General features: G+C 55.2%; 24 protein-coding genes, 1 tRNA gene and 2 pseudogenes. 13 read left to right on the top strand and 14 right to left on the bottom strand.

Translation table 11 applies throughout. The features are described 5' to 3' along the window. Positions 1-5: 5 nt before the first annotated feature. Positions 6-962, bottom strand: a complete 957-nt coding sequence (locus ACA068_RS11460) for a sugar ABC transporter substrate-binding protein (protein ID WP_497309850.1) — start codon at positions 960-962, stop codon at positions 6-8. A 188-nt stretch (positions 963-1,150) separates the two neighbouring features. After that, positions 1,151-1,588 (bottom strand): hypothetical protein, encoded by a 438-nt coding sequence (locus ACA068_RS11455; RefSeq protein ID WP_497309848.1) that lies wholly within the window; start codon positions 1,586-1,588, stop codon positions 1,151-1,153. Between the two features lie 344 nt (positions 1,589-1,932). Between ACA068_RS11455 and ACA068_RS11450 the strand changes: the two genes are divergently transcribed. The 3 genes from ACA068_RS11450 to ACA068_RS11440 all read left to right on the top strand — a co-directional run bounded on the left by ACA068_RS11450 (position 1,933) and on the right by ACA068_RS11440 (position 4,175). Then, positions 1,933-3,021, top strand: a complete 1,089-nt coding sequence (locus ACA068_RS11450) for an asparaginase (protein WP_497309847.1) — start codon at positions 1,933-1,935, stop codon at positions 3,019-3,021. Positions 3,022-3,190: 169 nt separating this feature from the next. Then, entirely contained in the window at positions 3,191-3,481 is a 291-nt protein-coding gene (locus ACA068_RS11445; RefSeq protein ID WP_497309845.1) for a DUF1654 domain-containing protein, read from the top strand. Between the two features lie 4 nt (positions 3,482-3,485). Further along, on the top strand, positions 3,486-4,175 hold the full coding sequence (locus ACA068_RS11440; RefSeq protein ID WP_497309843.1) for an endonuclease: 690 nt from the start codon (positions 3,486-3,488) through the stop codon (positions 4,173-4,175). Between the two features lie 58 nt (positions 4,176-4,233). Here ACA068_RS11440 and ACA068_RS11435 read toward each other — a convergent pair whose 3' ends face one another. Continuing rightward, on the bottom strand, positions 4,234-5,145 hold the full coding sequence (locus ACA068_RS11435; RefSeq protein ID WP_497309841.1) for a siderophore-interacting protein: 912 nt from the start codon (positions 5,143-5,145) through the stop codon (positions 4,234-4,236). Positions 5,146-5,246: 101 nt separating this feature from the next. Beyond that, positions 5,247-5,612 (bottom strand): SPOR domain-containing protein, encoded by a 366-nt coding sequence (locus ACA068_RS11430; protein WP_497309839.1) that lies wholly within the window; start codon positions 5,610-5,612, stop codon positions 5,247-5,249. A gap of 250 nt (positions 5,613-5,862) precedes the next feature. Between ACA068_RS11430 and csrA the strand changes: the two genes are divergently transcribed. Next, the gene (gene csrA / locus ACA068_RS11425) at positions 5,863-6,057 is read left to right on the top strand and encodes a carbon storage regulator CsrA (protein WP_007938114.1); all 195 of its coding nucleotides are present in this window, start codon (positions 5,863-5,865) and stop codon (positions 6,055-6,057) included. Between the two features lie 185 nt (positions 6,058-6,242). Here the strand turns inward: csrA and ACA068_RS11420 are convergent, their stop codons facing one another. Together ACA068_RS11420 and ACA068_RS11415 are read right to left on the bottom strand one after the other, a co-directional pair. Next, entirely contained in the window at positions 6,243-6,698 is a 456-nt protein-coding gene (locus tag ACA068_RS11420) for a DUF2214 family protein (RefSeq protein ID WP_497309837.1), read from the bottom strand. Positions 6,699-7,154: 456 nt separating this feature from the next. Further along, a complete protein-coding gene (locus ACA068_RS11415; RefSeq protein WP_497309835.1) occupies positions 7,155-7,349 on the bottom strand; it encodes a hypothetical protein in 195 nt (64 codons plus the stop codon). Positions 7,350-7,540: 191 nt separating this feature from the next. Between ACA068_RS11415 and ACA068_RS11410 the strand changes: the two genes are divergently transcribed. Further along, on the top strand, positions 7,541-9,106 hold the full coding sequence (locus ACA068_RS11410) for a methyl-accepting chemotaxis protein (protein ID WP_497309833.1): 1,566 nt from the start codon (positions 7,541-7,543) through the stop codon (positions 9,104-9,106). A 138-nt stretch (positions 9,107-9,244) separates the two neighbouring features. Here ACA068_RS11410 and ACA068_RS11405 read toward each other — a convergent pair whose 3' ends face one another. Then, positions 9,245-9,421, bottom strand: a complete 177-nt coding sequence (locus tag ACA068_RS11405) for a hypothetical protein (RefSeq protein WP_497309831.1) — start codon at positions 9,419-9,421, stop codon at positions 9,245-9,247. A gap of 262 nt (positions 9,422-9,683) precedes the next feature. On the opposite strand from ACA068_RS11405, the pseudogene ACA068_RS11400 reads away from it, so the two are divergent. Further along, positions 9,684-10,148, top strand: a pseudogene (locus tag ACA068_RS11400) (tyrosine-type recombinase/integrase); the annotation flags it as partial. Positions 10,149-10,184: 36 nt separating this feature from the next. On the opposite strand, the gene ACA068_RS11395 reads toward ACA068_RS11400, so the two are convergent. Beyond that, positions 10,185-11,401, bottom strand: a protein-coding gene (locus tag ACA068_RS11395) for an IS3 family transposase (RefSeq protein WP_497304932.1) whose coding sequence is annotated in 2 segments (ribosomal slippage) — positions 10,185-11,056 and positions 11,056-11,401 — 1,218 coding nt in all. Because the reading frame shifts where the segments join, the coding sequence is not laid out codon by codon here. A gap of 70 nt (positions 11,402-11,471) precedes the next feature. Between ACA068_RS11395 and ACA068_RS11390 the strand changes: the two are divergent. The 6 genes and pseudogenes from ACA068_RS11390 to ACA068_RS11365 form a co-directional block, all read left to right on the top strand. Next, a pseudogene (locus tag ACA068_RS11390) lies at positions 11,472-11,969 on the top strand (tyrosine-type recombinase/integrase); the annotation flags it as partial. Positions 11,970-12,558: 589 nt separating this feature from the next. Next, entirely contained in the window at positions 12,559-12,969 is a 411-nt protein-coding gene (locus tag ACA068_RS11385) for a hypothetical protein (protein WP_339494598.1), read from the top strand. Then, positions 12,969-13,256 (top strand): hypothetical protein, encoded by a 288-nt coding sequence (locus tag ACA068_RS11380; RefSeq protein ID WP_339494597.1) that lies wholly within the window; start codon positions 12,969-12,971, stop codon positions 13,254-13,256. The genes ACA068_RS11385 and ACA068_RS11380 overlap by 1 nt, the downstream gene beginning before the upstream one ends. Next, positions 13,243-14,706, top strand: coding sequence for a DEAD/DEAH box helicase family protein (locus ACA068_RS11375; RefSeq protein WP_497309829.1), 1,464 nt, complete (start codon positions 13,243-13,245; stop codon positions 14,704-14,706). The genes ACA068_RS11380 and ACA068_RS11375 overlap by 14 nt, the downstream gene beginning before the upstream one ends. A 630-nt stretch (positions 14,707-15,336) precedes the next feature. Continuing rightward, positions 15,337-15,687: a hypothetical protein gene (locus tag ACA068_RS11370; RefSeq protein WP_497309828.1), complete on the top strand. Its 351-nt coding sequence runs from the start codon at positions 15,337-15,339 to the stop codon at positions 15,685-15,687. A 588-nt stretch (positions 15,688-16,275) separates the two neighbouring features. Next, positions 16,276-16,869: a hypothetical protein gene (locus tag ACA068_RS11365; RefSeq protein WP_497309826.1), complete on the top strand. Its 594-nt coding sequence runs from the start codon at positions 16,276-16,278 to the stop codon at positions 16,867-16,869. A 473-nt stretch (positions 16,870-17,342) separates the two neighbouring features. Here ACA068_RS11365 and ACA068_RS11360 read toward each other — a convergent pair. Next, positions 17,343-17,419, bottom strand: a tRNA-Val gene (locus ACA068_RS11360). A gap of 182 nt (positions 17,420-17,601) precedes the next feature. On the opposite strand from ACA068_RS11360, the gene ACA068_RS11355 reads away from it, so the two are divergent. Further along, positions 17,602-18,885, top strand: a complete 1,284-nt coding sequence (locus ACA068_RS11355; protein WP_497309825.1) for an NAD(P)/FAD-dependent oxidoreductase — start codon at positions 17,602-17,604, stop codon at positions 18,883-18,885. Positions 18,886-19,002: 117 nt separating this feature from the next. On the opposite strand, the gene ACA068_RS11350 is transcribed toward ACA068_RS11355, so the two are convergent. The 5 genes from ACA068_RS11350 to ACA068_RS11330 all read right to left on the bottom strand — a co-directional run bounded on the left by ACA068_RS11350 (position 19,003) and on the right by ACA068_RS11330 (position 25,703). Continuing rightward, positions 19,003-19,974 (bottom strand): XdhC family protein, encoded by a 972-nt coding sequence (locus tag ACA068_RS11350; RefSeq protein ID WP_497309823.1) that lies wholly within the window; start codon positions 19,972-19,974, stop codon positions 19,003-19,005. A 1-nt stretch (position 19,975) separates the two neighbouring features. Continuing rightward, on the bottom strand, positions 19,976-21,211 hold the full coding sequence (locus tag ACA068_RS11345) for a c-type cytochrome (protein ID WP_497309821.1): 1,236 nt from the start codon (positions 21,209-21,211) through the stop codon (positions 19,976-19,978). A gap of 2 nt (positions 21,212-21,213) precedes the next feature. Next, entirely contained in the window at positions 21,214-21,753 is a 540-nt protein-coding gene (locus ACA068_RS11340) for a (2Fe-2S)-binding protein (RefSeq protein WP_010455997.1), read from the bottom strand. Beyond that, positions 21,746-24,577, bottom strand: coding sequence for a xanthine dehydrogenase family protein molybdopterin-binding subunit (locus tag ACA068_RS11335; protein ID WP_497309819.1), 2,832 nt, complete (start codon positions 24,575-24,577; stop codon positions 21,746-21,748). The genes ACA068_RS11340 and ACA068_RS11335 overlap by 8 nt, the downstream gene beginning before the upstream one ends. A gap of 184 nt (positions 24,578-24,761) precedes the next feature. Further along, positions 24,762-25,703, bottom strand: coding sequence for a LysR family transcriptional regulator (locus ACA068_RS11330; RefSeq protein ID WP_497309818.1), 942 nt, complete (start codon positions 25,701-25,703; stop codon positions 24,762-24,764). Positions 25,704-25,748 lie beyond the last annotated feature (45 nt).

The following is a 25,748-nucleotide window of genomic DNA, read 5'->3' as shown; positions in this document are numbered from 1 at the left end:
AAGGGTTACTTGGTGACCAGCTCTACCGGAGTTTCGATTACGCCATTGGCGCCGCTGTCGACCTTCTCACCTTTGATGATTTTCAGCGCAGTCTCGATACCGAACACGGCTTGCCTGGCGGCAAACTGGTCAGCGGTAGCCAGGACCCGGCCGTCTTTCAACATCGGCTTGATGGCGTTGATGTTGTCGTAACCGACCACTTGCACCTTGCCGGCCTTGCCTGCCGCACGCACGGCGGAAACGGCACCGACGGCCATGCTGTCGTTACCGGCCAGCAGGGCTTTGACTTCCGGGTATTCGCTGAGGATCGAGGCGGCAACCTTGTTGCCCTTGTCGATCTCCCAGTCACCGGACTGCAACGAGACAACCTTGATCTGCGCCGCTTCCATCGCGTCCTTGAAGCCTGCGGTGCGGGCCTGAGCGTTGGTGGTGGTGGACACGCCTTCGATGATGCCGACTTCGTCACCGGCCTTCAGCTGCTTGGCCAGGTACTCGCCAACCAGACGCGCACCTTTGCGGTTATCCGGGCCTACGAACGGGACGGTGATGTTCTTGCTTTTGACCACGGCCGGGTCGAGCTGGTTATCGATGTTGATCACGGTGATACCGGCATCGATGGCTTTCTTGATCACGGGAACCATGGCCTTGGAGTCAGCCGGCGCGATGACCAGCGCATTGACCTTGGCCAGAATCATTTGCTCGACGATGCGTGTCTGGCCCGCAGTATCGGTTTCGTCCTTGATGCCGTTGGAGATCAGTTCGAAATCGCCGGAATGGTCTTTCTGATACGCCTTGGCACCGTCTTCCATGGTCAGGAAGAACTCGTTGGCCAGGGACTTCATGACCAGCGCGACTTTGGGTTTTTCAGGGGTCTCGGCGAATGCCGAAGAGACAGGCAGCGCGGCGGATGCGGCGGCCAGCATAGCGACAGCAAGAAGACGTCCAGCGAATGGCAGCTTCATGGGTTCACTCCGATCTTATGATTATTGTGAGCAACGCTTGCGCTGGCGTAAGCTTCATTGCGTCCGTCAATGGACCGAGCCATCAAGAACGGCGCGCAAACGTTTGCGTAGACCGAACTATGCGAACCCTGCCGGGATTTGTCAACGACCTGTTTTGTGTCTCTGTTGGCAAAAACCAACCCTGCCCATCACGCGGTCGTGCTGACCAGCGCGCCAGTGCTGGAGTCCTTGGCCAGTTCTTTCACCAGATTGCCCGTCACCTGGGCCAACGCGCCATTGGTATCGGCGATCTGCCCCTGGATCGACATGACAGCGGTGGCTTTGGCTTCCTCGGTTGGATAAGTCGCTGCCTGAGCGGCCGCCAATTGCTGCTGTTGTTCGCGCAATTGCTGTTGCAGTTCCTGCATGCGCTTGAGCAGCACCTGCACCGCAATACTTTGGCTGCTTTTGGTCTCGGATTTGCTTTCGCTCTGAGCAGCACCACCGGTTCTGACCTGATTCTCTTCTTTTCCCGTCAGTTGAGTCGACGCTTCTTCAGTCGCTTCGCTCAAGGCATTGATCGTTGACGGAGTCTTGCCACCGATGGTGATTGCGCTCGCATTTGGAAAACCGACAGAAAAAGACATGTGAACTCCCGAAAAAAATCCTTGAAGGGGCATCGACCTGTGCGCGAGTTTCTTTAGCACTGATTTTCTTTCTGGCAAGGCGATGTGCTCACCAGAGGTCGTAGGCCTTTTCGGAGAGCCGAACGCGAAACCTAAACTTATTCGGAAACCCGGACACAGGGCTGTTTAACGCCGGTAATCTACTGGGTAAATATTGATATAAATCATCATGTTAAAAGTTTTTATAATTCAACGTATGGGTGGTACAGATCCTGCTCTTCACCTAGACCCCAAGCGTTCAGATCTGCCTGGGGCGTATCTAGATGAACTTGCATCAGCACCGTCTCACTACTAGAGAGAAAATAATGAAATCTGCCTTCAACACCTTTATTCCGGGCGCTTTGGCCCTCCTGCTGCTCCTGCCTACCGCTCTTCAGGCAAAAGAAGTCGAAACCCAACAGAAACTGGCCAACGTGGTGATCCTCGCCACCGGCGGCACCATTGCCGGCGCCGGCGCGAGCGCTGCTAACAGCGCGACCTACCAGGCGGCGAAAGTCGGTATCGAGCAGCTGATCGCCGGGGTTCCAGAGCTCAGCAAGTTGGCCAACGTTCGCGGCGAACAGGTCATGCAGATCGCCTCGGAAAGCATCACCAACGACAACCTGCTGCAACTGGGTCGTCGCGTCGCCGAACTGGCCGACAGCAAAGACGTCGACGGCATCGTGATTACCCATGGCACCGACACCCTGGAAGAAACCGCGTACTTCCTGAACCTGGTGGAAAAAACCGACAAGCCAATCATCGTCGTCGGCTCCATGCGCCCGGGCACCGCGATGTCGGCTGACGGCATGCTGAACCTGTACAACGCCGTTGCCGTCGCCAGCAGCAAAGAGGCACGCGGCAAAGGCGTCCTGGTGACCATGAACGACGAGATCCAGTCGGGTCGCGATGTCAGCAAAATGATCAACATCAAAACCGAGGCGTTTAAAAGTGCCTGGGGCCCACTTGGTATGGTGGTTGAAGGCAAATCTTACTGGTTCCGCCTGCCGGCCAAGCGTCACACCATGGACTCGGAATTCGACATCAAAACCATCAAGAGCCTGCCTGACGTCGAAATCGCCTACTCCTACGGCAACGTCAGCGACACGGCCTACAAGGCGCTGGCTCAATCCGGCGCCAAAGCGATCATCCATGCCGGCACCGGCAACGGTTCGGTCTCCTCGCGCGTGGTCCCTACCCTGCAAGCCCTGCGCAAGGACGGCGTGCAGATCATTCGTTCGTCCCATGTCAATGCCGGCGGTTTTGTCCTGCGTAATGCCGAACAGCCTGACGACAAGTACGACTGGGTCGTGGCACATGACCTGAACCCGCAAAAAGCCCGCATCCTGGCCATGGTCGCGCTGACCAAGACCAACGACAGCAAAGAGCTGCAACGGATGTTCTGGGAATACTGATTCGCCCTCGCCCGACCGATTCCGGTCGGGCACTGCATTCACCACTCGCCAGCCTGGGCGAGTGGTTCATACCCTGTCCGATACTCCGATAAAAATTTTCCCCTCTTCCTACACCAAACGGAAAAAACTGCTGTCAGAGGATTTTCTTGAATTTTAAGCAGTTGCGAAAATGCCTACAGTTAAATACTGTATGCACGTACAGCTTAATAAGGATAATCCCGTGGCCACCACCCCTGCTTCTCCTGATGCCTATCAACGCATGGGCATTCGCGTTCAAAAAATCATCAACTCCCCCACCGCTCAGAAAGCCAAAGCCGCACTGATCTTCCGTCTACCGGACGAACCTGTGGATGAGTGGGAGCAATTGCTCGAAGAAATCGATGAGAACGACAACGTCACCCTCGCCTATCGCGACGATGGCGGTGTGCAGATTTTCTGGGTTGTGCCGAAGGAAGATTGAGTCAATGAGTGTCCGCTGGTTTGCTTTGCTGTTTCTGTTCATCACCCTCGGCGCCCAGGCTGGCGCCCCTCGCACCTTCAACGAAGCCAAGAAAGTCGCCTGGAAGCTTTATGCGCCGCAATCCACCGAGTTCTATTGCGGCTGCAAATACACCGGCAACAAGGTGAACCTCGCAGCCTGTGGGTATGTGCCGCGCAAGAACGCCAAGCGCGCTGCCCGCATTGAGTGGGAGCACATAGTTCCCGCCTGGCAGATCGGCCATCAGCGCCAATGCTGGCAAGAGGGCGGACGTAAGAACTGCACGCGGTACGATCAGGCCTATCAAAAGGCCGAGGCTGATCTGCACAACCTGGTGCCGAGCATCGGCGAGGTGAACGGTGATCGCAGTAATTTCAGTTTCGGTTGGCTGCCGGTGCAATCGGGACAATATGGCTCGTGCCTGACTCAGGTCGACTTCAAGGCGAAGAAGGTCATGCCCCGCCCTTCCATTCGCGGCATGATCGCCCGGACGTATTTCTACATGAGCAAACAGTACGGTTTGCGCCTGTCGAAACAGGACCGGCAACTGTACGACGCGTGGAACAAGACCTATCCGGTTGAAGCCTGGGAACGTCAGCGCAACCAGAGCGTCGCGTGCGTGATGGGTCGCGGCAACGAGTTTGTCGGGCCCGTGGACATGAAAGCCTGCGGCTGATCGACCGCGGAAAACCAAAAAGGCCTCGGGTATTTATGCCCGAGGCCTTTTTACGTTTCTATCCGCCGCTTTTGTTGTAGCGCCAGTAGCCCATCAGATTGAGTGACTCCCGAGCGATGCCGCGCTCCTTGATCAAGAACTTGCGCAGGCTCATCACGGCCACCGTTTCCCCGGCGATCCAGCCGTAGAAACCGTTACCGGTAGAGCCGGAGGTTTCCCAGAGAATCTCTTCGTCGACATCGACCTCGGCCAGTTCCACTGTTTCGTGAGTCTGCGAAGAAGTAACCGGCAGCTCCGCACGACGGACCGCTTCGACCATCAGCGCACCAGCCGCCTTACCGCTGGAATGATCCCGGACCAGCCACCGCACTGACAGCCCTGGCCATTCAGGAACCGGCAATGCGTCTTCTGCACTGTCCACCTCGAAAAATGCCTGAGTCGTCGGCGGCTCCGCCAAGGCAGCCATCTGGTCCAGAATGCCAAGAGCAGCGGGCAATGCCGTGGCATCGGCCACCAGCAACAGATGCTTGAGCGTGTGAGGCGGCTTCCATTCGAAACCTCCCGCGTCTTGCGCTGAAAACTGACGATCAGGTGCAACAATCTGGATGGGCTCGCCCGCTACCGACCGGATTGCCCAACGGGAGGCCGGACCGGTTTCACCGTGCAACACGAAGTCGATGTCCACTTCGCCTTGCTCGGCCCGCAAATGCCGGATGGTGTAAGTGCGCATTGCCGGACGCTGGTTGGCCGGCATAGAACGGTAGCGCGCATACCAATGCTGGTCATGAGCCAGTCTGGCAGGCGACCCGTCTTCGGCTGGAAAGAACAGTTTTACCCGCTGATCCGGCGCCCAGGTGGCCATTTCGGTGACCATCGGACCGGCCAGGGTCACGCGCATTAAATGCGGACTGAGGGTCGTTTTGTGCGCCAGGACCGCGTCGAAGATTTTGTAAGGGGTGGCGGAGGCCATGGAGAGCTCCTTCTGGGAATCGACAGTGACTACGCTCAGAGACGAGTCAATGTGGATCCCCTTTAAGGTGCTTCGACAAACGGCTCCCACGAAAAGAACTGTTACTGGGCTACGGGACGCTCAAGCACCAGCACTTCGATGTTCTGTTTCTTGGCCCGGGTAAGCGCCGCGTCCACCTCAGCCTGCTTGGCTTCGGCCTCGGCTTTCGAATTGAATGGTCCGACCAGAATCCGGGTCTTGCCGTTTTCCTTGACGATGCTGGACACAAAGCTGTGTTCGATCAGCCAGCCGCTCAGGTCGCTGACAGCTTGGGGCGTTTCGCCTCGCACTTCGACATCCCATTGCGGCCCGGTGACTGCCGCCGGAGCGGAAACGACTGCCGGCTTCGGTTTTTGAGCGTCAACGCCCTTACCTTGATCGCATCCAACCAGTGCCAGTACTGCGATTACCAAGACCATTTTGCGCACAACGTGTCCCTCTGAATGCTGAAAGCGGCGATTTTAGCATTCATGAATACTTCCCGAGTGCCGCAAAATGGGCGCAAAACAACGAGAATGATGGTTGCGGCCTCTGTATAGTTACGCCTTGGGAATTAATGCAGCATCTGCGCGTCAGAAAGAGGCACCCAAACCGTGAGACTTCGCACTAATCTATACATACCACCGACCTCTGCACTGTTCGAATCAGGTGCCCTACAAAGCAATCAAGGAGAAGACCATGCTGATACTCACCCGCAAAGTCGGTGAAAGCATAAATATCGGTGACGACATTACGATCACCATACTGGGCGTGAGCGGCCAGCAAGTCCGGATCGGGATCAACGCGCCGAAAGATGTCGCAGTGCATCGCGAAGAAATCTATCAACGCATTCAGGCTGGCCTGACCGCTCCAGACAAGCCCCAAACTCCCTGAATCCTGTTGCAGTCAGTAGCCAGCCCGTTCAGTCCCGGACAACGGCTGGCTAAAGATTCAAGCGCCGTGTCGCCATCCGTTCGCCCCTTCCTGCCAAAAACGTAAAGCCGATATTAACGGCATGTCCCCCGCCCTGACTGTCAGACGTTTCGGATTAACCCCGAGGAAGAAGTGATCAGACTCGGCTAACCAAACGTCACGCCGCGCGCCATCCCTGTGGCAGCCACGACCATCAGCAACACCAGCAGCCCTTCGACATGACTGATCCGAGCAAACAGCTTCGCGCCCCCGATATCGATCGCCGCGCCACGGCTCAGCGCGATCCGCCATTTGATCAGCGTGATCATCGGCGCCACTTCAAGCAGCAGGATCAGCACGAAGAGCGTCATCTTGAGATGGAACAATGGCTGGTGAAGGTAGTAGTCAGTACCTTTTTCATACCCGCCGAAGGCTCGCATCCCACCAGTGACCAAGAGCAGGACGGCAGAAATGCCCCACAGATTATCGGCCATCAACACCCGGCGAGCCTCCCCCGACCCGGCCGCCAGACGGCTGAATGCGGTTCCCCGCGTCAGTACAGCCCAGAACCCCAAGGCGAAAGCCAGCAAGTGAATTGCCGCAAGTGACCAATGAACCAGCATCGATTGACTCCTATCAGACTGAGTTTGAGTTTGGCCAGTCAGTAGTAGTCCAAAAAACCGTGATTCGCCCGTGTTTGCACAGGAGGCGTTCCGCGCTTCTCCAGAGAAGCGGCACGGGCATACAGACGACTTTTTCAGAGCGAAGGCAAGCAGCGGAGGTGTCCTTGTGATGTTCGAGCGAACCAGGACAAATCTCGGGCAAAAAAAAATCCCAAGCAGCTGATGGACGCTTGGGACTTAAAAATGCATAAACCGTGGTGGTGAACGCGGGGCGATCTTACCTAAAACCGACACTTGTAACAATATATTTTGAGGACCGTTCGGTTAATAAATTTCATAAGTGCTTAAATATCCACACTATTTTTGTGGACCATGATCAAGCCTGCAAAAGCCAGTGTCGTAACTGGCGCTTTTTCAGAGCGAAACAGAGAGCCCGACACTAGGGCTGGGCTCTGGTTATTTTCGGTTTTCCATCATCTTGTCGGCAAGAGCCTTGGCTCTTTCGATCAACAAGTTCTGCCTGTCTTCATGAGTAGCCCCTCCTACAACCGGTGCCGTCAGATTGCTTTCCGCAATCAACGCAGCGCAGAAGTATTGAGCCCAAACAGCCTTGTCCTCGGACGTCTGCTTATTCGTTTGGTCGGCGATCATATGCGGCTCCTTTTGGTGAGATAGCACCGTTATCTTACGCCCGAATCGCAAACAACCTCAGCCGCTGAAGGCAAAAGCAAATGCCGCCATCCATAAACTTTCCGACGCACGACAGGTTCATTTCGAAGGACTCGTTAACCTTTTTAAAATTCTTGCCGATGTCTCTGGCTTAGGGCATAGGAGCAACACAGATGAGAAATAATCAACCCGTTACACAACGCGAGGTTGCCCTTGGACCTCAACAGAAACTCATCTCGACAACGGACTCACGAGGGGTCATCACTTACTGTAACGACGCCTTCGTAGAAATCAGCGGTTTCAACAAGTCAGATCTGATAGGCGCCCCTCAAAACATCGTTCGTCATCCTGACGTGCCATCCGCCATATTTGCCCATATGTGGAGTGCCCTCAAACAAGGCAACCCTTGGATGGGCATCGTCAAGAACCGCTCCAGGAATGGAGACCACTACTGGGTCAACGCCTACGTCACACCAATCTTTGAAGGGAGTCAGGTCGTTGGTTATGAGTCGGTTCGGGTGAAACCGAGTATCGAACAGATCCGCCGTGCCGAGGCCCTCTACAAACGAATCAGTCTGGGCAAGTCTGCAGTTCCCGGCAGCGACAAATGGCAACCCGCCTTAATGGACTGGCTGCCGTTCCTGACCATGGGTTTAGTGGGTACTTTGGGCGGTGTTTTCCTCAGCCCTCCGTTGGCAGCATTGGTAGCTGTAGGAGTATCGGCTCCAATGGGCCTGATTGCTTCGCGCCGGCAAAAGCGCGGTGCGCTGCATCTGCTGGGAATGGCAGAGGCTTCCACTTCCGACCAACTGATTGCGCAAATGTACAGCGACGAACGAGGTCATCAGGCGCGTCTTGAAACAGCCTTCGTCAGCCAGGCATCACGCCTCAAGACTTGCCTGACACGGTTACAAGACACCGCAGAGCAACTCACCGGACTGGCCGGGAGATCTGATGCTCTCGCCTCCGACAGTTCACGTGGACTTGATCGCCAGAGAATCGAAACCGAGCAGGTGTCGGCCGCCGTCAATCAGATGGCAGCGACCACCCAAGAAGTCGCAAGCCACGTCCAGCGCACCGCCGACGCCACCCAGGAAGCCAACGTGCTGACAGGCCGTGGACGCGACGTAGCCCGGGACACCCGCGACGCCATTCAGCGCCTCTCCAATGTGGTAGGCGAGACAGGCCAGACCGTCGCGCAATTGGCTAAAGACAGCAACGAAATCGGGACGGTCGTCGATGTGATCAAAGGCATTGCCGATCAAACAAACCTGCTGGCACTCAATGCCGCAATCGAAGCTGCACGCGCGGGAGAAATGGGTCGAGGTTTCGCGGTCGTCGCGGACGAAGTGCGCCAATTGGCACAGCGCACAACTGAGTCGACTACCCAGATTCACGGCTTGATTTCCAAGCTACAGGTCTCTTCAAACAATGCCGTGAAGACTATGGAAAGCGGCCAGCGCCAGGCCGAAGAAGGAGTTGCGTGGGTGCTGGAGGCCGATAAAGCCCTGATCGGCATCAGCGAAGCCGTCGCCAACATCACCGATATGACAACCCAGATAGCGGCCGCGACTGAAGAGCAATCAGCCGTCGCAGAGGAAATCAGTCGCAACATCACCACCATCGCAACCCTCGCCGATCAGACGTCTGAGCAGGCCAGGCATTCCGCCGAGGTGACTAAGGAGTTAACACAGACGGCCAAAACTCAGTATTCGCTGGTTGAGCGCTTTAACCGATAACCCCTGCTCTGACTGATCGGAGATCGGTATAGAAAAAAGCAGGATGATCAATCCAGTTTTTTTCAGACAGTAATCAGCTCGATGCTCAGGATCGGCTGTGGCGTCAGCGCATGGGCCCGTGCGCTACGGCCGAAAAGCTCACTTATCTCTCTGCATCCAGCCGATCAACATAAAAGCGAGCCCTGGAATGAGTAGCCCGGGCGCCATGTAACTGAACGTCGCCTCGCTCAGCAAGCCGGTCAAGCCAAAGCTGAATCCGCAGATTGCCAGCGGGATGCCGGTTAGAAACATCGGATTTCGAAATGCCTTATCCATAGCAATATCTCCTTAAGAATTTCGCTTACTAAACTATACCGACTGCCGGTGAGCGGCGGGATTTGCTAAACGCAAGACAACAAAAAAGGGCCCACCTTTCGGTGAGCCCTTCTAGACCGCCCAGCAGAGCGGATTTTGTTTGGTAGGCGCGATTGGACTCGAACCAACGACCCCCACCATGTCAAGAGCCACCATGCTAGGCGCTAAGCCGCGAAGCTTATGGCCCTAAGAGAACGCCCATTCACATTATGAGGCGTCAACAATGGCTAATATCCGCTCCCTACCGTCAGGAAACTGGAACGCTCAGGTGCGTCTGAAAGGGAAACCTGCTCAGTCCAAAACCTTCCCTACTCAAGCACTGGCCCAAGCATGGGCTGACCAGCTTGAAGCTGTCACCAAGGAACACCAGACCCATACGCTTTACACCTTGGGCATGACCTACTGTGAAACCCTACTCAAAGGTAAGGGCAGCTATGACCATGCAATCAAGATCGTTGACCAGCTCTTTGCTGCGTTCCCTCAGTCAATCCATGACATCACCCCTCAGCTAGTCAATGACTTCAAGCTGAAGCGTCTACAGACGGTCAAGCCTGCTACCTGTCGTATTCAGTTAGCGTTCATGTCCCGTTTCTTCAGGTTCGCTAAGCGCGGCCTGCTAATCGACATACACAACCCCGTAAGTGACATAGCCCTACCTAAGCCAGATAAATCTAGCGACAAGGTAATTGGACTGGCCCCTGCTAAACCGGACACCAATACCCCGTTAAATTGATGCCGCTGCCAAACGCCTAAACTCCCGCGGTGAACGGTATTTTAGAGCGCTGTGCGGATGCTCCTCGTTGTAATGCTCAAAGGCAACCGTCAGGTTGCGCAAGGCGGTTTCCCGGTCAGGTTTGGGCATGTGCGCGACGTAGTCGCGCTTCATCGTTTTAACGAAGCTCTCGGCCATGCCGTTGCTCTGCGGGCTGCGCACCGGTGTCGTCACCGGCTGTAAACCGATCTGTCGGGCAAACTGGCGTGTCTGTTCAGCGATGTAGGCCGAGCCGTTATCGCTCAGCCATTGCACCGGGGTGGCAGGCGGTTCTTCACCGAAGCGTGTTTCCACCGCTTCCAGCATCAGATCGCGGATATCGTCGCCGCTGTACCCCGTCGGGCTGGCCACCCAGCCGATGGCTTCGCGGTCGCAGCAGTCCAGGGCGAAGGTCACGCTCAGCTTGTCGCCGTCTTCACAGCGAAACTCAAACCCGTCAGAGCACCAGCGGGTATCGCTGGTGGCCACTGCGATGCGGCCTTCATGGCGGCGCGCCACTCCGGGCTGTTTAATTCGACGCTCCAGCAGTAACTGATGATCGCGCATCACGCGATAGACCCGTTTGACGTTGATTGGCGCCTGACTTTGTTGTTCGCGCCGACGACGGAGCAAACCCCACACACGGCGGTAGCCATAGCTGGGCAACTCACTGACTTCAGACTGAATCTCTTTGACCAAAGCGGCATCGTCCATTCTTGGACGACGCCTTGCGGGCCGTGCAGCTGGCTTGAGTCGAACCGTTAATTGCGAGCGCGCTACACCGAGACTTTCACTGATCAGCTTCACAGGTCGTCCCCCGGCAACAAGGGTGAGTGCGCAATCCATTTTCGCGACCGAGCAATCTCCACGGCTTCCTGAAGGATCTCGACTTGCATGGTTTTCTTGCCCAGCATCCGTTGTAACTCACGGATCTGTTTGAGTGCGTCGGCCAATTCAGAAGCCGGCACTACGGTCTCTCCGGCACTGACCGCCGAGAGGCTGCCATTCTGATAAAGCTTGCGCCATTGGAAGAGTTGGTTGGCATTCACGCCATGGCGCCGGGCCACGACCGAAACACTTTGTCCTGGTTGCAGACTCTCGCGAACCATCGCCAGCTTTTGCTCTGGGCTCCAACGGCGACGACGCTCCTGGCCCAGCAGCTCCCCACCCTTATCACTACTATTAGTCATATACATAACCGTTTGCCTATCTCTTATCTTAAGGGGGAAACGGTGTCCTGTCTTTCATGGGGCTCGTCCAGTAATCAGTGCTGGCGAGCTTAGACAGTTACTCAACAAGCTATCCCCCACCATGGCTCTCATCGTAGAGCTTGCCTATGAAACCGCTATGAGACGCTCAGAAATACTCAAGCTCACGACTCACTGTCTTCACCTGGAGGATCGAATTGCGGATGTGATTGATGGTAAGAACGGCACTAGGTCTGTGCCCCTAACCATCAGAGCCATAGAGTTGTTGAAAGAAGCTCAGCGACTGGCACTAGCAGACAGAGCACACAAGGGAAGACTGTTCACTGTGACGCCTCATAGCGTCTCACAGGCTGTCAGACTGGCAAGGAACAAAGCAGGCTTAGACAATAGCGTTAGGCTTCATCAGCTCAGACATACCCGCATAACCAATGTAGCCAAGAAAGGATTTAACAACGCTCAGATAATGATTGTGTCGGGACACAGGGACACTAGGTCTGTAGCTAGGTACTCTCACTTGAATGCTAAGGATGTACTTCACTTAATTGATTGAAGCCCCTGCAAGCTCACAGGAGCGACGACAAGCAGCCAATCCCACCGACATATCCATGTAGCCTAACAGCCCCTTCACAGGGGCTTATAGGAGTAGTGAGTAATGGGATGATGAAGACTCAGGGTTACCCGTAGAAAATAATTTGGGGGACCGTTGTAGTCTTTCCTCTCAAATATAAGTATATATTATATAAATATAAAGATTGCTTCCTCACACTGCTTTCACAGAGTAAGTAGGTTGCGGTCTTTTTTATTGCCTAAATGGTGACCACCCATATCTTGGGCATTGGAGAGTAACAATAAAAAGAGAATGCGATGGACATAGATAAAATTATAGAAAGCAAGATCATGCGCCTAAACACTACTGAACGTAAGCTAGTGTGGTTGATGATCAGGAACAAGAGTAACGATGGCTTACGCTGGTGTGAAATCCCCATTGATGAGTTCTGCTCAGCGACAGGCAAATCATCTAGCTCTTGTAGCAGAACCATTCAATACCTAGTAGAACACGAACTCATTGCCTTACGAAAGGTAAGGCTCGGCTCCTCATATCGTAACCAATTTAAGTTAATTCCCTTGGAGTAAGACAAATGAAAACAATTACTATGACAGATGTTAACGAGCTTGCTCGACGTACAGGCAATAGCCCTATGGGCGTGCTCACTGATTTAATCGAACAAGGCTACCAGCTTACTGAGGAAGCTCCCCAATCAAAAGGCAAACCTCTTAGCTCTGCCAAGGACGCTCTCTCACTATGGAAAGAATCTAAGCAGCGTGTAGCTGATGAAATGTATAAAGGTGACCCACTTGTTCGGCAACTGATGGACGCTGACAACGCATCTAAAAGCTTCGCGCCTCAATCTCAGAAGAGCATCCTTCAGCGTGATGAACAAGGCAACGTGACAGGCACATCTAAGAGCATGCTAACTGGTGCAACTATGAGAGAGCAAGCTGAGCTTATGGCCGCTATCCGTGCCACTTACAATCAAGGAGATAACTAATGGGCAATACATATCTAACTGAAGCAGAACAACAAGCCCTACAGGAACGACGCTCTGAGCTAGGCGCAATGGATTGCAGCATTGAGCAAAAGAACCGAATCATCTCAGGCATACGTGACTACAAATTCGTAGAATATGGGATGAGTCAGTATGGCTACTATCAAGTTCTGAATATCAAGGGGAATAAAGTACCTCACGAGCTAACAGGTAACTTCACGCATCCAAGCTACATTATCAAGCTGGTAGACAACCTACTTAAAGAAGGGAAACTGATTGAGCCCAAGTGAGTCAAGGGTTATACACGTAGCAGAAGCTACACCGGGCACAGGCAAGACAGAGCAATTCATCAGAGAGCTAGATTCCGACCCTTACAAACGCTACCTCTATGCTGTACCTACCAAGGTACTGTCAAAGGATGTCGTCAGACGCATTCAAGCAATCGGCATTAATCACATTTGCGTAATCAATAGTGACACTCACAAACATGTCACGGACACTGTGGAATGTACGTTGCTTGAAGATGAACCAAAGGTTCTTATCATCACTCACAAGACCTTACTAGACCTTGATCCTTGCTACCTACAAGACTGGATTGTGGTCATTGATGAAGTCCCTTCGGTCGCTAACAATCTTACAAGAGATATTGGTGACCACGCTTACACTAACTTCCTAGAGAAATTCATTGAGATTGATAACGACTCGACCAAAGCGTCTATCAAACGAGGAATGACCAAGGAAGCTCGGGCTATCTACTCAGATGTAATCGATGACAAGGGGATGTCAACCATCACTACTTGCCTAGGGGCACTACTCAGGGGCAGGGCTGATGTATTCATCAAGGAGTATCTCAGCAAGAAAGAAAGTAAATGGAAGTGGCAAGTCAGGGTGATTGATTACTTTGACTTAAGCGGAATTTATGAGCACGCCTCTGAGACACACATCCTTGGAGCCAACGTCACAGGCACCCTCGCCTATCAACATGCCCTCACCAAGGGTTACACCATTGCAGCGTCTAAATTCACACCGGAGTACAGACGCTATAAATTTGATAGTTACATCTACCCATTAATTGGGGGCAGTAAGGTTAGCAAGACCATGCTTCTTACGCTCCCTGATGGTGCTGTAGCTGAAGAATGGAATGATAGGGTCTATGGGCATACGCTGTTACGTGACGCAATAGAATTCGTGCAAGGCGAACCCCTGCTTGTCCAGGTTCACGAGTGGTGCAAGTACCCTTTCGACGATCACCCTAATGTAATACGCATTCCTTTTGATGCGAGGGGATTGAATGGATACTCAGACGTACACAATACGCTGTCACTAATCCACGGCAACCCTAATCCTATTGACGACCAGAACAACTCTGAGATGCTAGATAAGATGGATATCTCTTCAGTAATAGGTAAGCAAGCCCTGCGTAACGAACGCTACAGAGAGTTGATATTTCAAGCCGCTACCCGTAGTAGCATCAGGACATTCAACAACGATAGACCTACAGTTCACTTTGTACCTACAGAGGAATCAGGATTGCATTTAGCATTTGATCTTAGAGGGTGTCACCACATCTTAAAGGATCTTACTAGACCAGCACCTTGCACGCACTCTAGAAGCAAGCTAGAAGATAATATTCTGACTGCCAAGGCACTATCCTCTGAAGGCCTATCAATCAGAAAGATAGCATCAATCATGGATGCCAGCAAAAGCATTGTATCCAGATGGATTAAGACTGCTAACTGACAGTTCAAACTGTCCACTTTCTCTTAGAGTATCTTTAAGGGATTGTGGACACTTACTACTTAACAACCAAAATCAAAAGCAACGTCGGCACAGCCGACAAAGAGCACGCATTAAAGAGAGAATCAAAAGCAGAACACCCACTAGCAATCCGCTATTGATCTTTCTTATTTGCGTATGCCACTACGTAGCGTGCTCTTGATCTTGCTTCTGTCACGCAGTGACGTTAAGCCATACCTATCAATGGATAATTACAATGTCAGATTCAGACATAATCAGAATACCTAGCTTCACCTCATTCGCAATCAAAAATATAGTTATCTCAAGGGGTTTAGCCAAAGAGATTATTAACAAGCGTAACGATCATCAAGCGTTATACGCTATTTCTCTTAATAATCGTATTTCTCTGCAAGCTGTAGGTTATATCTCCAGATGCAGACTGCAAGAAATTGAGGAAGCGTCAGCTATCTAGACTGTGACTTACCTACTAACTCTCCTGCTATGCATTCAGTACACTCAGCTATTAATCTTACAGATAATGCAGAACTATAGCGTTCTAGCCATAGCCTTAAACATCATCTGTTATTCAATCACTTTGATAATCACAATTCAACATACAAGATAGAGAGCACCATGAAACTTACAGATAAAGACAAGACCGAATACATTGAGACCAATTCACACTGTGACTTGGCTAAACGCCTAGGCGTAACCATGCTTACCCTAGATATTTATGCAGAGGAACAAGGATGGAAGGAGGAACACCGTATCTACTGGCATGATAAGTCCATTGAGATATTGAAACAGGAGCTAGTCAACGGAAACATAGCAGCGGTTAAGGAAATGCTTAAGGTAACTGGTAGCGTAAGACCAGTAGGACGCCCAAGGAAAGCAGATGTAGAGCGTGAAGTGGCGATTAGCAAGCGCATTGCTGACGAATATGAAGCTGACGTACAGAGACTCAGCCTTGTAGGCGGCAAATAGAATAATTATTTATTAAAACAGAGGGGGTGCATTGGCGTAGAGGTAGAGCGACCAGATTTACTTCTAATAGATAAAATAAAAGAGAAAGCCGATTACGCCTACGATCAAAGCTAATGCTCCGAGATTCCAAACCAATCGAATCAGTATGACCTTGAGCGTTTCCACGTATTCATCCTTCTGATGGACATAGCAATCCTACGATGCGTTCGCTCTGCCAGGTGCTTACCTAGTGCCCCTCAGGGGTGCTCAATGCGTTACCACACTGGCCGTTCTTCACAGAGGCTTGCGCCTCCTGTGCCTGATAGTTCAGCTACCAGTAACCTGCCCTCCTAACAACGCCAGAAGGGGTAAGCGCTCCACCTCTGAGGGTGGCATCTCGGCCTGTCTACAAACCACCGGCTCGGTCTTCTGAGCGTTCACACCATCACTACACCATCGAAGGTTCGCTATGACGCTACTGACGTTGAAGCGCCTCACTCTCTGAGACGTACAGTTCAGCATCTACTAGGCCCGTTTGCCTAATAGACTTATAGCGTGAAGGCACTACAATATCAAGGTAGGAAAATCGAATTCATACGGAGCACCTCAGTGGACAACCCGACACCTCAAGATTTAGCTCAATACATACAGATGTTAAAACAGCTAAAGGAAATTACACCGATTAGTAATCCGTGGATTCCTCTATGGGCAGCTATAGCTGGCGGATTAATCGCGTCGATACCGAACGGTTTAGGAGCCATCTGGAGAGCACGCTTAACTCGCAAATCAGTCGAAGTCGCACTGCTTGCCGAGATTGCCAACATAGCACTAATAATAAGAAAACGAAATTACGTAAATCAACTAAAAGAAAGACGTGATTCACTCATTGAAATCAACAATCAAATTGCAAGCACTCATTATGATAGTGAGACACAGCCTAACCGCGCCACTCAAACTTTCGAAGTAACAGTATCTAATGACTACTACAAAATATACAAATCAAATCTAGACAAGATAGGCATCATTAACAGTAAAAAATTATCCAAAATCATTAGTTTTTACAGCCTCGTAGAATCAGTAATGTTAGATGCGAAACCGACAGGAAACCTTGGAACAACAGGCTCCGTCGAGGACTACACCGAAGTCATTATCTTTCTTGAGGATGCTTTAAAGCTAGCTGACGAACTTAGCGCGCAACCTTAAATTTCCGCTAGAAATTCACGAGCAGTAATGCATATATATAGCCCCCTCCCCCAACCCCCTTCCCCACCCCTGTTAAACAAACCCTCACAGGAATTCCTACAGCATCACCCATGGGCGTCCACGATTTAACACACAGCGTTGGGTATAGAGCGTGGCCGATAGGCGTCTATCGCCTCACAGCAGGCACGTAGCTCAGTTGGTTAGAAGCCTGCCCTTGTGAGGGACGAACAACGGGCAAGGGAGTGAGCTTGCGAACGTACCACCACCTAGACAAGATAGTGCTCTAGCCATACGTATCAATAGGTTAGGGAGAGTCGTTCACAATTCTGAGTGTGAACAGAGGCAGGCATGAATGTACGTTCACATTGCCTTGTGTGAACGAAGCCTATAATTTGTGAACGTTTTCTTAGGCAAAGAAAAAGGGGAACCCTTTCGGATTCCCCTTCACACCGCCCAGCAGAGCGGATTTTGTTTGGTAGGCGCGATTGGACTCGAACCAACGACCCCCACCATGTCAAGGTGGTGCTCTAACCAACTGAGCTACGTGCCTGCTGTGAGGCGGCATTCTACGGAATTCCGGAGGGGTGTCAACACCTTTTTCGAGCTAACCCTATGAATATGCAAAATATTTAATTTCGGGGCGGTTAAGAAGATTTTCCGGTGGCTGGCGGTCGATTTTTAACTCGGGTAGGATCGATGCACTCGTAAAATATATTAAACAGAGGCAGCCGGATGTCGAACACCCCCTACCCCGAATCCTATTACGCCGCGTCGGCCAATGCGGCTCCGCCGCGTCCGGCCCTGCAGGATGACGTAGAGACTGATGTCTGTGTGATCGGTGCCGGTTACACCGGTCTGTCCTCTGCGCTGTTTTTGCTGGAGAACGGTTTCAAGGTCACGGTACTGGAAGCCGCCAAGGTGGGTTTTGGCGCGTCGGGCCGTAATGGTGGCCAGATCGTCAACAGTTATAGCCGTGACATTGATGTGATCGAGCGCAGCGTCGGTCCCAAGCAGGCTCAGTTGTTGGGGCAAATGGCGTTTGAAGGCGGGCGGATCATTCGTGAGCGGGTCGCCAAATATAATATCCAGTGCGACTTGAAGGACGGTGGCGTGTTCGCTGCCATTACCCCCAAGCAGATGGGGCATCTGGAAGCGCAGAAACGTCTTTGGGAACGGTTTGGTCATACGCAGCTTGAGTTGCTGGATCAAAAGCGTATCCGTGAAGTGGTGGCCTGCGATCAATACGTGGGCGGCATGCTCGACATGAGCGGCGGGCACATTCATCCGCTGAACCTGGCGTTGGGCGAAGCGGCGGCGGTCGAGTCGCTGGGCGGTACTATTTATGAGCAGTCGCCAGCGGTCCGCATTGAGCGCGGCGCGAATCCGGTGGTGCATACGCCACAGGGCAAGGTCAGGGCCAAGTTCATTATCGTGGCCGGCAATGCTTATCTCGGCAATCTGGTGCCGGAGTTGGCGGCCAAGTCGATGCCTTGCGGGACTCAGGTCATCACCACCGAGCCTTTGGGCGATGAATTGGCCAAGCACCTGCTGCCGCAGGATTACTGCGTCGAGGACTGCAATTACCTGCTCGATTACTACCGCCTGACCGGCGACAAGCGTCTGGTCTTCGGCGGCGGTGTTGTCTATGGCGCGCGGGATCCGGCGAACATCGAAGCGATTATCCGGCCGAAGATGCTCAAGGCATTCCCTCAGCTCAAGGACGTGAAGATCGATTACGCCTGGACCGGCAATTTCCTGCTGACCCTGTCGCGCCTTCCTCAGGTCGGACGAATCGGCGACAACATCTACTATTCCCAGGGTTGCAGCGGTCATGGCGTAACGTACACGCACCTGGCGGGCAAGGTGCTGTCCGAAGCGCTGCGTGGCCAGGCAGAGCGTTTCGACGCGTTTGCCGATCTGCCGCACTACCCGTTCCCCGGCGGACAATTGCTGCGCACACCGTTTGCGGCGTTGGGCGCCTGGTATTACGGGTTGCGGGACAAGTTCGGGTACTAAGCAACACCACAATCCCATGTGGGAGCGGGCTTGCTCGCGAAGGCTGTGTACCAGGGGCACTGATGTGGACTGACACACCGCCTTCGCGAGCAAGCCCGCTCCCACAATGGGGATGGGTTAGAGCCTATTCCGCGCGATACCGCTACGGATTCGCAGGATGTCGGCGAGTACTGCCAAAGCAATTTCCGCCGGTGTCTTGCTGCCCAGGTTCAGCCCGATGGGCGCATGAATCCGCGCCAATTCCGTGTCCCCCAACCCACCAATCCTGCGCAACCGCTCGAAGCGCTTTTGCGAGGTCTGCATGGAACCCATCACACCGATGTAAAACGCCTCGGTGCGCACCGCCTCCATCATCGCAAGATCGTCGATCCGCGGATCGTGAGTCAAAGCCACCACCGCGGTGTCGCGGTGGCAGCCGCCCTCAGCGATAAACACCGACGGCAATTGACGGCGAACCTCGACGTTTTCCAGCACGACCCCTTCCAGCACGTCGTCCCGTGGATCACAGAGAATCACCTCGAAACCGAGGCCAACCGCAAACTCCGCACACGCCTGGGCGACGCTGGAATACCCCGCCAACAGCAAACGCTGAGCCGCGCCGATCCGCACGCGCACCCGGTCAATCTCACGTTCGATACGCACGCCCTGTTCACGGTCAGTGAACAAACTGCGTGCACCGCTGGCCAGATCAACCTCGCGGATCAGCCGGCGCTGGCCCAGCAACGCCGACTCCAGTTCCCGTAGATGAGCCTGAACCTCGCACTCGGGTTCAAGCGTCTCCACCAGCACATCAAGCACGCCGCCGCAGGGCAGACTCACGCGCGAACGCGGATCGTCGCCTTCGCCATAACGGACCACGCTGACCGCATCAACAAACGCGCCCTCGGCGACGCGTTCGAGAAAGTCCTCCTCGACGCAGCCGCCGGACAGCGAGCCGATCCAATGCCCGTCGTCGTTCACCGCCAGCAACGAGCCCGGCGCGCGCGGCGCCGAGCCATACGTAGCGAGCACCGTGCACAGCCAGATGCGCTGCCCGGCCAGCGACCATTCCAGCGCCCGACGCACGACTTGCAGATCGAGATGCTGCATGTCAGTGCGCCTTGTGCTCGAGCGGCGGCGTATCGGCGCGCAACGTCTGCACGTCGTTCACCGCCAGATCACCCGTCTGACCACCCCACCCTTGACGCAGGTAGTTCAGCAGATCGGTGAGTTGCTCGTGGCTGAGCTTCTCGGCGAACCCCGGCATCGGTTGCATGTGTTCGAACCCGGCGAATTTCTGCTCACCAATGCCGTCGTCGATCACTCGCACCAGGTTGCGTGGATCTTCCAGGCGCAGCGTGGTGTTGCCGCGCATGGCCACGGCGATGTGCGGCTTGCCCTCGCCGCCGACCGCGTGGCAACCGGCGCAGACGTTCAGGTAATCCTGGCGACCCCGTTGGGCGCTGGCACTGAGCTTGTCCAGCGGCACGTCGGTCAGTACCTTCGCAGCCGGTGGTTGATCGCCGAGCAGGAAGGTCGACATCGCCGCCAGGTCCGGGTCATTGAGGCCTTGGGTGCTGTTGTGGAACACCGGGAACATCTCGTTGAACATCGTGCCCTGGGCGCTCATGCCGTGTTTGAGGAACGAGCTCAGGTCCTGATGATTCCAGCCGCGAGCCGCCAGGTCATTGGCCAGCAGGCTTGGCGCCAGGTAGCCGTTGAGCAGGCCGCCGGTCATGCGTTTGTCCTGCTGCATCGCGCCCGGCAAACCGCGCGGGGTGTGGCATTCGCCGCAGTGACCGAGCACATCGACCATGTACTGACCGCGCTTCCAGGCGTCGCTTTTACCGTCGGCCGGTTCCAGCTTCACGTCCTTGCCGTAGAGCATGTTCCAGCCCGTCAAGCCCAGGCGCACGTTGAACGGAAAGCTCAGGCTCGTGACCGGCGCTGCACGTTCGATGGGCTCGACGGTTTTCAGGTAGGCGTGAATTGCGTCGGAATCTGCGCGCGGCATCAAGTGATACGAGGTGTACGGCATCGCCGGATACAGGTTCGCGCCATCACGACGCTTGCCCTCGGTGAGCGCGGCGAAGAATTCGTCATCGTTGTACAAACCGATGCCGTGCTCTTTGCTCGGCGTGATGTTGGTGCCGTAGATCGTGCCAAACGGCGAGACGATCGGCAGGCCACCCGCATACGGCGCGCCACCCGGCGCGGTGTGGCAGGCCATGCAATCCGCCGCACGGGCAAGATAGGCACCACGGACGACTTGATCATCCGCATGAGCCAGCAACACAGGCGCAGCCAGACCAACCGCCAACGCCAGGCGGGACAGTAAATGCTTCATGCTCAACCCTCCTTGACCAGGCCGAGATCAGTCAGCACGTTGCGCGTCGCGCTGTAATAACGCACGTAACCAGTGCAGCGGCAGATGTGGTGACCAAGGCTGTCCTCGATGACTTTTTCCAGCTGGCTTTTGACGATGGGCTGACGCTGCAGCTTCTCTACCAACACCGTCGCGGCGTTCACGAAACCCGGTGCGCAGTAGCTGCACTGGAAAGCGAATTCATCGACGAAGCGCTGTTGAATTGGATTGAGTTCGGTGACCTGGCCCTGCTCATCGCGGGTCGCATGGCCCTCGATGGTCCGAACTTTTTTGCCTTCGAAATAGTGCGCACCGGTGATGCAGGTGCGCACTTCTTCGCTGGTGCCGTCCGGGTTGTCGACGATCACTACGCAGGCGTGACAGATACCCTGGCCGCAGCCCAGACGCGAGCCGGTGAGGTTTTTATATTCGTGCAGGTAGTCGATCATCGGCAGGTCATCAGGGATGTCCACCGGGCCGACGGATTGACCGTTGAGGGTCAGTTGAAGCGGGCGGTTAGCCATTGAGGGCCTCCTTGATGCGTGCAGAAGTGATAGGCAGGTCGCGGACCCGTTTGCCGATGGCGTGGGCCACGGCGTTACCGATGGCGCCGACCACCGGGATCATCACCACTTCGGCGATGCCCTTGGATGGATCGCTCGGCGACAGCGGCGGCAGGATCTCGGCCGTCTGTTTCCACACCGCCACGTGGCGCGCCATCGGCAAGCGATAGCGGTTGAAGTTCCAGTCACCCTCCCCCGGCCCGCCTTCGTACAGGGGCATCTCTTCCATCAACGCATGGCCGATGCCCATGGCGATTCCGCCTTCGAGCTGGCCCTTGACCAGTTCTTCCACCAGCACCCGACCGCACTCGACCCACGAGTGGTGGTTGAGCACTTGCACTTCGGCGGAGCCCTTGTTCACTTTCAATTCCACCAGCGTCGCGACCGGGCTGTAGTAAGTCACGGCTGCGTTGTTCAACTGGGTGTCCGGGTAATGCACGTTCTGGCGATCCAGCAAATGGAAACCGGCGCTGTTCATCTGCGCCTTTTTCACGCTCGGCGCTCCGTCGCCGTACTTCACCGCCAGGCCATCCAGCGGCAGACGTTCGCGCACGCCGTCGATGCTGAACTCGGCTTCGGCCCAGCTCCAGCGGTTGAAACCGTGCACGGTCGCGCCGGTCACCAGGCCTTTTTCGTGGGCGTGTCTGGCCAGCTGTTCGAAGCTCAGCGGCTGCATGCCGTTGGCGGTGAGTCGGCCGTCGACCCAATGCGCATCTTCACGGCGCACCACATACGGGTTGGCCTGGCCGCCGTAAGGGCCCTGGCCCCAAATCTGCAACGCCGCCGGCCACAAACCGTGATTGAAAAGCACGCGCGCCGCTTCGCGGGTGGCGTGGCTGAAGTAGTAGGCGGAGTTGGTCGCCGATGAGGCCGACGCGAGCTTGCCGACCCAGCGCGGATTGCGCAGCACGTTGTCCTGCTCGGCCTGGCTCATGAGGTAAGGGTTGCCGCCGGTGATCAGCTGCAACTCTTTCCACTCGGTCTCGCCGGTCTTGACTTCAGTCGCCGGGACGCCAAGGAAATCCGCCACGACCAAGGCTTGCGAGGTGGACATGCCGGTACCGATTTCGATACCGATGTGGCGCAGGGTGATGTGCCCATCAACGGTAAACTCGATGCTGGCCATCGGTGCTTCGGAACCGGTGCCGAAGTCTTTCTGGCAGATGGCAAAACCGACGCCGTACCAGTTGTCCGGGTCCTGGGCTTCGCGCTGCTTTTTGATCGCGTCGCGGTTTTTCCAGACTTCGTGCACGGCCGCTTTGTCGAGTATCTCGTGCAGGCGCAACGCACCGGCCGGGACCGCGCCCTGGGTGTTTTTCATGCCCGAGACCATGGCGTTTTTCTTGCGCAGATCAATGGCGTCGATGCCGAGGCGATCGGCAATTTCATCGACCATCATCTCGGTCGAAGCCATGCTTTGCAGCGTGCCGTAACCGCGCATCGACCCGGCTTCAACGGCGCGGGAATGGTAGGCGGTGACCTGCAAGTCGTTCTGCGGCATGTAGTAGATTGACTGCGCCGCCGTGGCGCCAACTGCCGCTACTGAAGGGCTGTAGTTGATCCGTCCGCCGCCGTCGACGTTCATCTCGGCGCGAAAAATCTTGAAGCTGTGATCGGTCTTGTCCACCGCCAGTTGATAGCGGATATCGAACGGGTGACGCTTGATGCCGCTCTGGAACTGCTCGTAACGATCGTTGGCCAGACGCACCGGCACACCGGCGCCGTACAACGCCGCAAGCGCCGCGTAGTACACGAAAATGTTGTGATCTTTGGAGCCGTAACCGACGGTGTAGCCTGGGTGCATGTTCAGGTTGGCCAGGCCGAAACGCGACGGCGCGATCATCTTCGCGGTCTCGGTCGCGGTTTCCAGCGGGCATTGGGTGGCGACGACAAAATGCAGGGTCTTGGTCGCGGGGTCGTACCAGCCGTTGCCGTTGTCCGGCTCCATCGCGGCCGGTTCGATCGACGGGGTTTTGTAACGCTCGTCGAACACCAGCCAGTTATCTGGCGGCGTGTCGATTTGTTGCTTCATGCGCTCGGCGTAGAACAGGCCGCGCTCGGTCAGGTTGCCGTGCAGGTTCGGTTGGGAATTCCACACCGGGCGACGGTTTTTCAGCATCGGGAACAGGATCGAATCCTTGAGGCTGGCGAATTCGTCTTCGTCCGCCGAGGTCGCCCCGCCGACGCGCACGTAGCGGAAACTGCCGTAGGGATCGCCTTCGTAGAACGGCACTTTGTCGCCGTAACGAATCGCTTTGTCATTGTATTTGAGTTTGGCCTTGGCCTGGCGGAAACGTTCGAAGTCGTTCCAGATCAGGATCGCCACAGGATGGCCTATGAACATCGGCACCTTGCCTTCCGGCAGCAGCGGATCGGGTGCGTGTTCTTCCGGGAAGGCGATGCCGTCCTTGTCCAGGTCGGCGGCGGTGACGATGCGGTCCGGCTGCAATTCGGCGCCGAGCCACGTCAGGTCGTGGCCGGCATAAATGCGATCGGCCTTGGTGGTTTTCAGCAGCATGGCGTGGCCTTGCTGCTGCGGCCAGCCCGGCATGTCCTTGGCGCGGATGTCGCGGGCAAACACTTTGCTGCCGCAGACCTTGGACAAGGCATCGTTACGCGAGCGCGCCTTGCCGTTGTTGCCGAGCCATTGCTCGGACGGCACGGTCACGCTGTTTTCCATCAAGGCCGCCAGCGCTTGGGTGCTGAGCGGGGTAAGCGTCACGCTCACACCCGCCACCAGCCCGCCCTGAAGGAACGAGCGCCGGGATATTTCACGGTTGGACATGGATCATCCTCTGGGCGGTTATGGGTCCGCCCTTCTGGTTATGTTCTGGGGATCTCGAGTCTTGCAGAAGCCCTTTTTGACGAGGCAAAGGGCTGTGTTGACAGTGCAAAGCTGACCGAAAGGTTAACTTTATAGATTTATGCGCTTTTAGAAAACAACGGGTAACAAAAATCTGACCAAAGAATCAAAAAGCCGCCGCTTTTCGACGGAGCAAATCGATGAACAAACCCAACTCTCGGCTGATGTGTTCGCCCTTGCGCAGCAGCAATCCGAACGGCGCCAGCTTCACATCCAGCTCTACGGGAAGCGCCACCACCAGACCCATTTTCAGGTAGTCGCGCAACGCGGTTTCCGAGAGCACCATGATTGCGTCGGTCAGTTGAATCAGTTGCTGCATGGAATACACCGAGCTGCATTCGATGATGTCGGCGGGCGTCGGCAAGGCCAGTCGTTGCAAGGCTTGATCCAGCCCGATGCGCGCCGGACTGGTTTCCGGCTGCAGGATCCACGGCCAGCCGCTGACCAGTTCCGAGAGTTCGAGTGTTTCCCGTTGCACCAAGGGATGACCGGCGTGAACGACAACCAACAACCGTTCGTTGCCCAGCTGTTCGAACTCGTAATGTTCGCTGTCGGTGGCGGCGTTGCGACGGGCAATGGCGAGGTCGATGCGGCCCTGTTCCAGGAGCTGGATCACCTGGTCGCTGGTGTCGCCCATGATGCGGATGCGCAACTGCGGATTGAGCGCCTTGATTTCAGCGATCGAGTCCATCACCAGGTCCGGCGCAGCGCCCATGATGGTGCCGATGGACAGATACCCGTAACCGCCCTGCTGCCGCGCGATCAGGTCTTCGGCGCAGCGGTCGAGGCCGCTGATGGCGGATTCGGCGAAGCGAATCAACTCACTGCCCAGCGCCGTCGGCCGCATGCCGCGCGGCAGGCGCTCGAACAGGTCGCAGCCGAACATGTCTTCAATCTCATGCAGCATCCGGGTCGCCGCCGGTTGCGACATGTTCAGGCTTTGCGAGGCGCGGTGCAGATTCTGACTGCTGCTGAGCGTCACCAGCATGTGCAAATGCTTGTAGCGCAGGCGGTTGAGCAGGCTGCGGGAGATGATCGGCGTGGTCATGACGGGCCTTTTGTATCGATACCTTGAAGGTATCAGTTGTGAGCT

The sequence above is a fragment of the Pseudomonas sp. LBUM1660 genome, from assembly GCF_059695935.1.
This window is presented reverse-complemented; position numbering and strand designations above follow the sequence as displayed.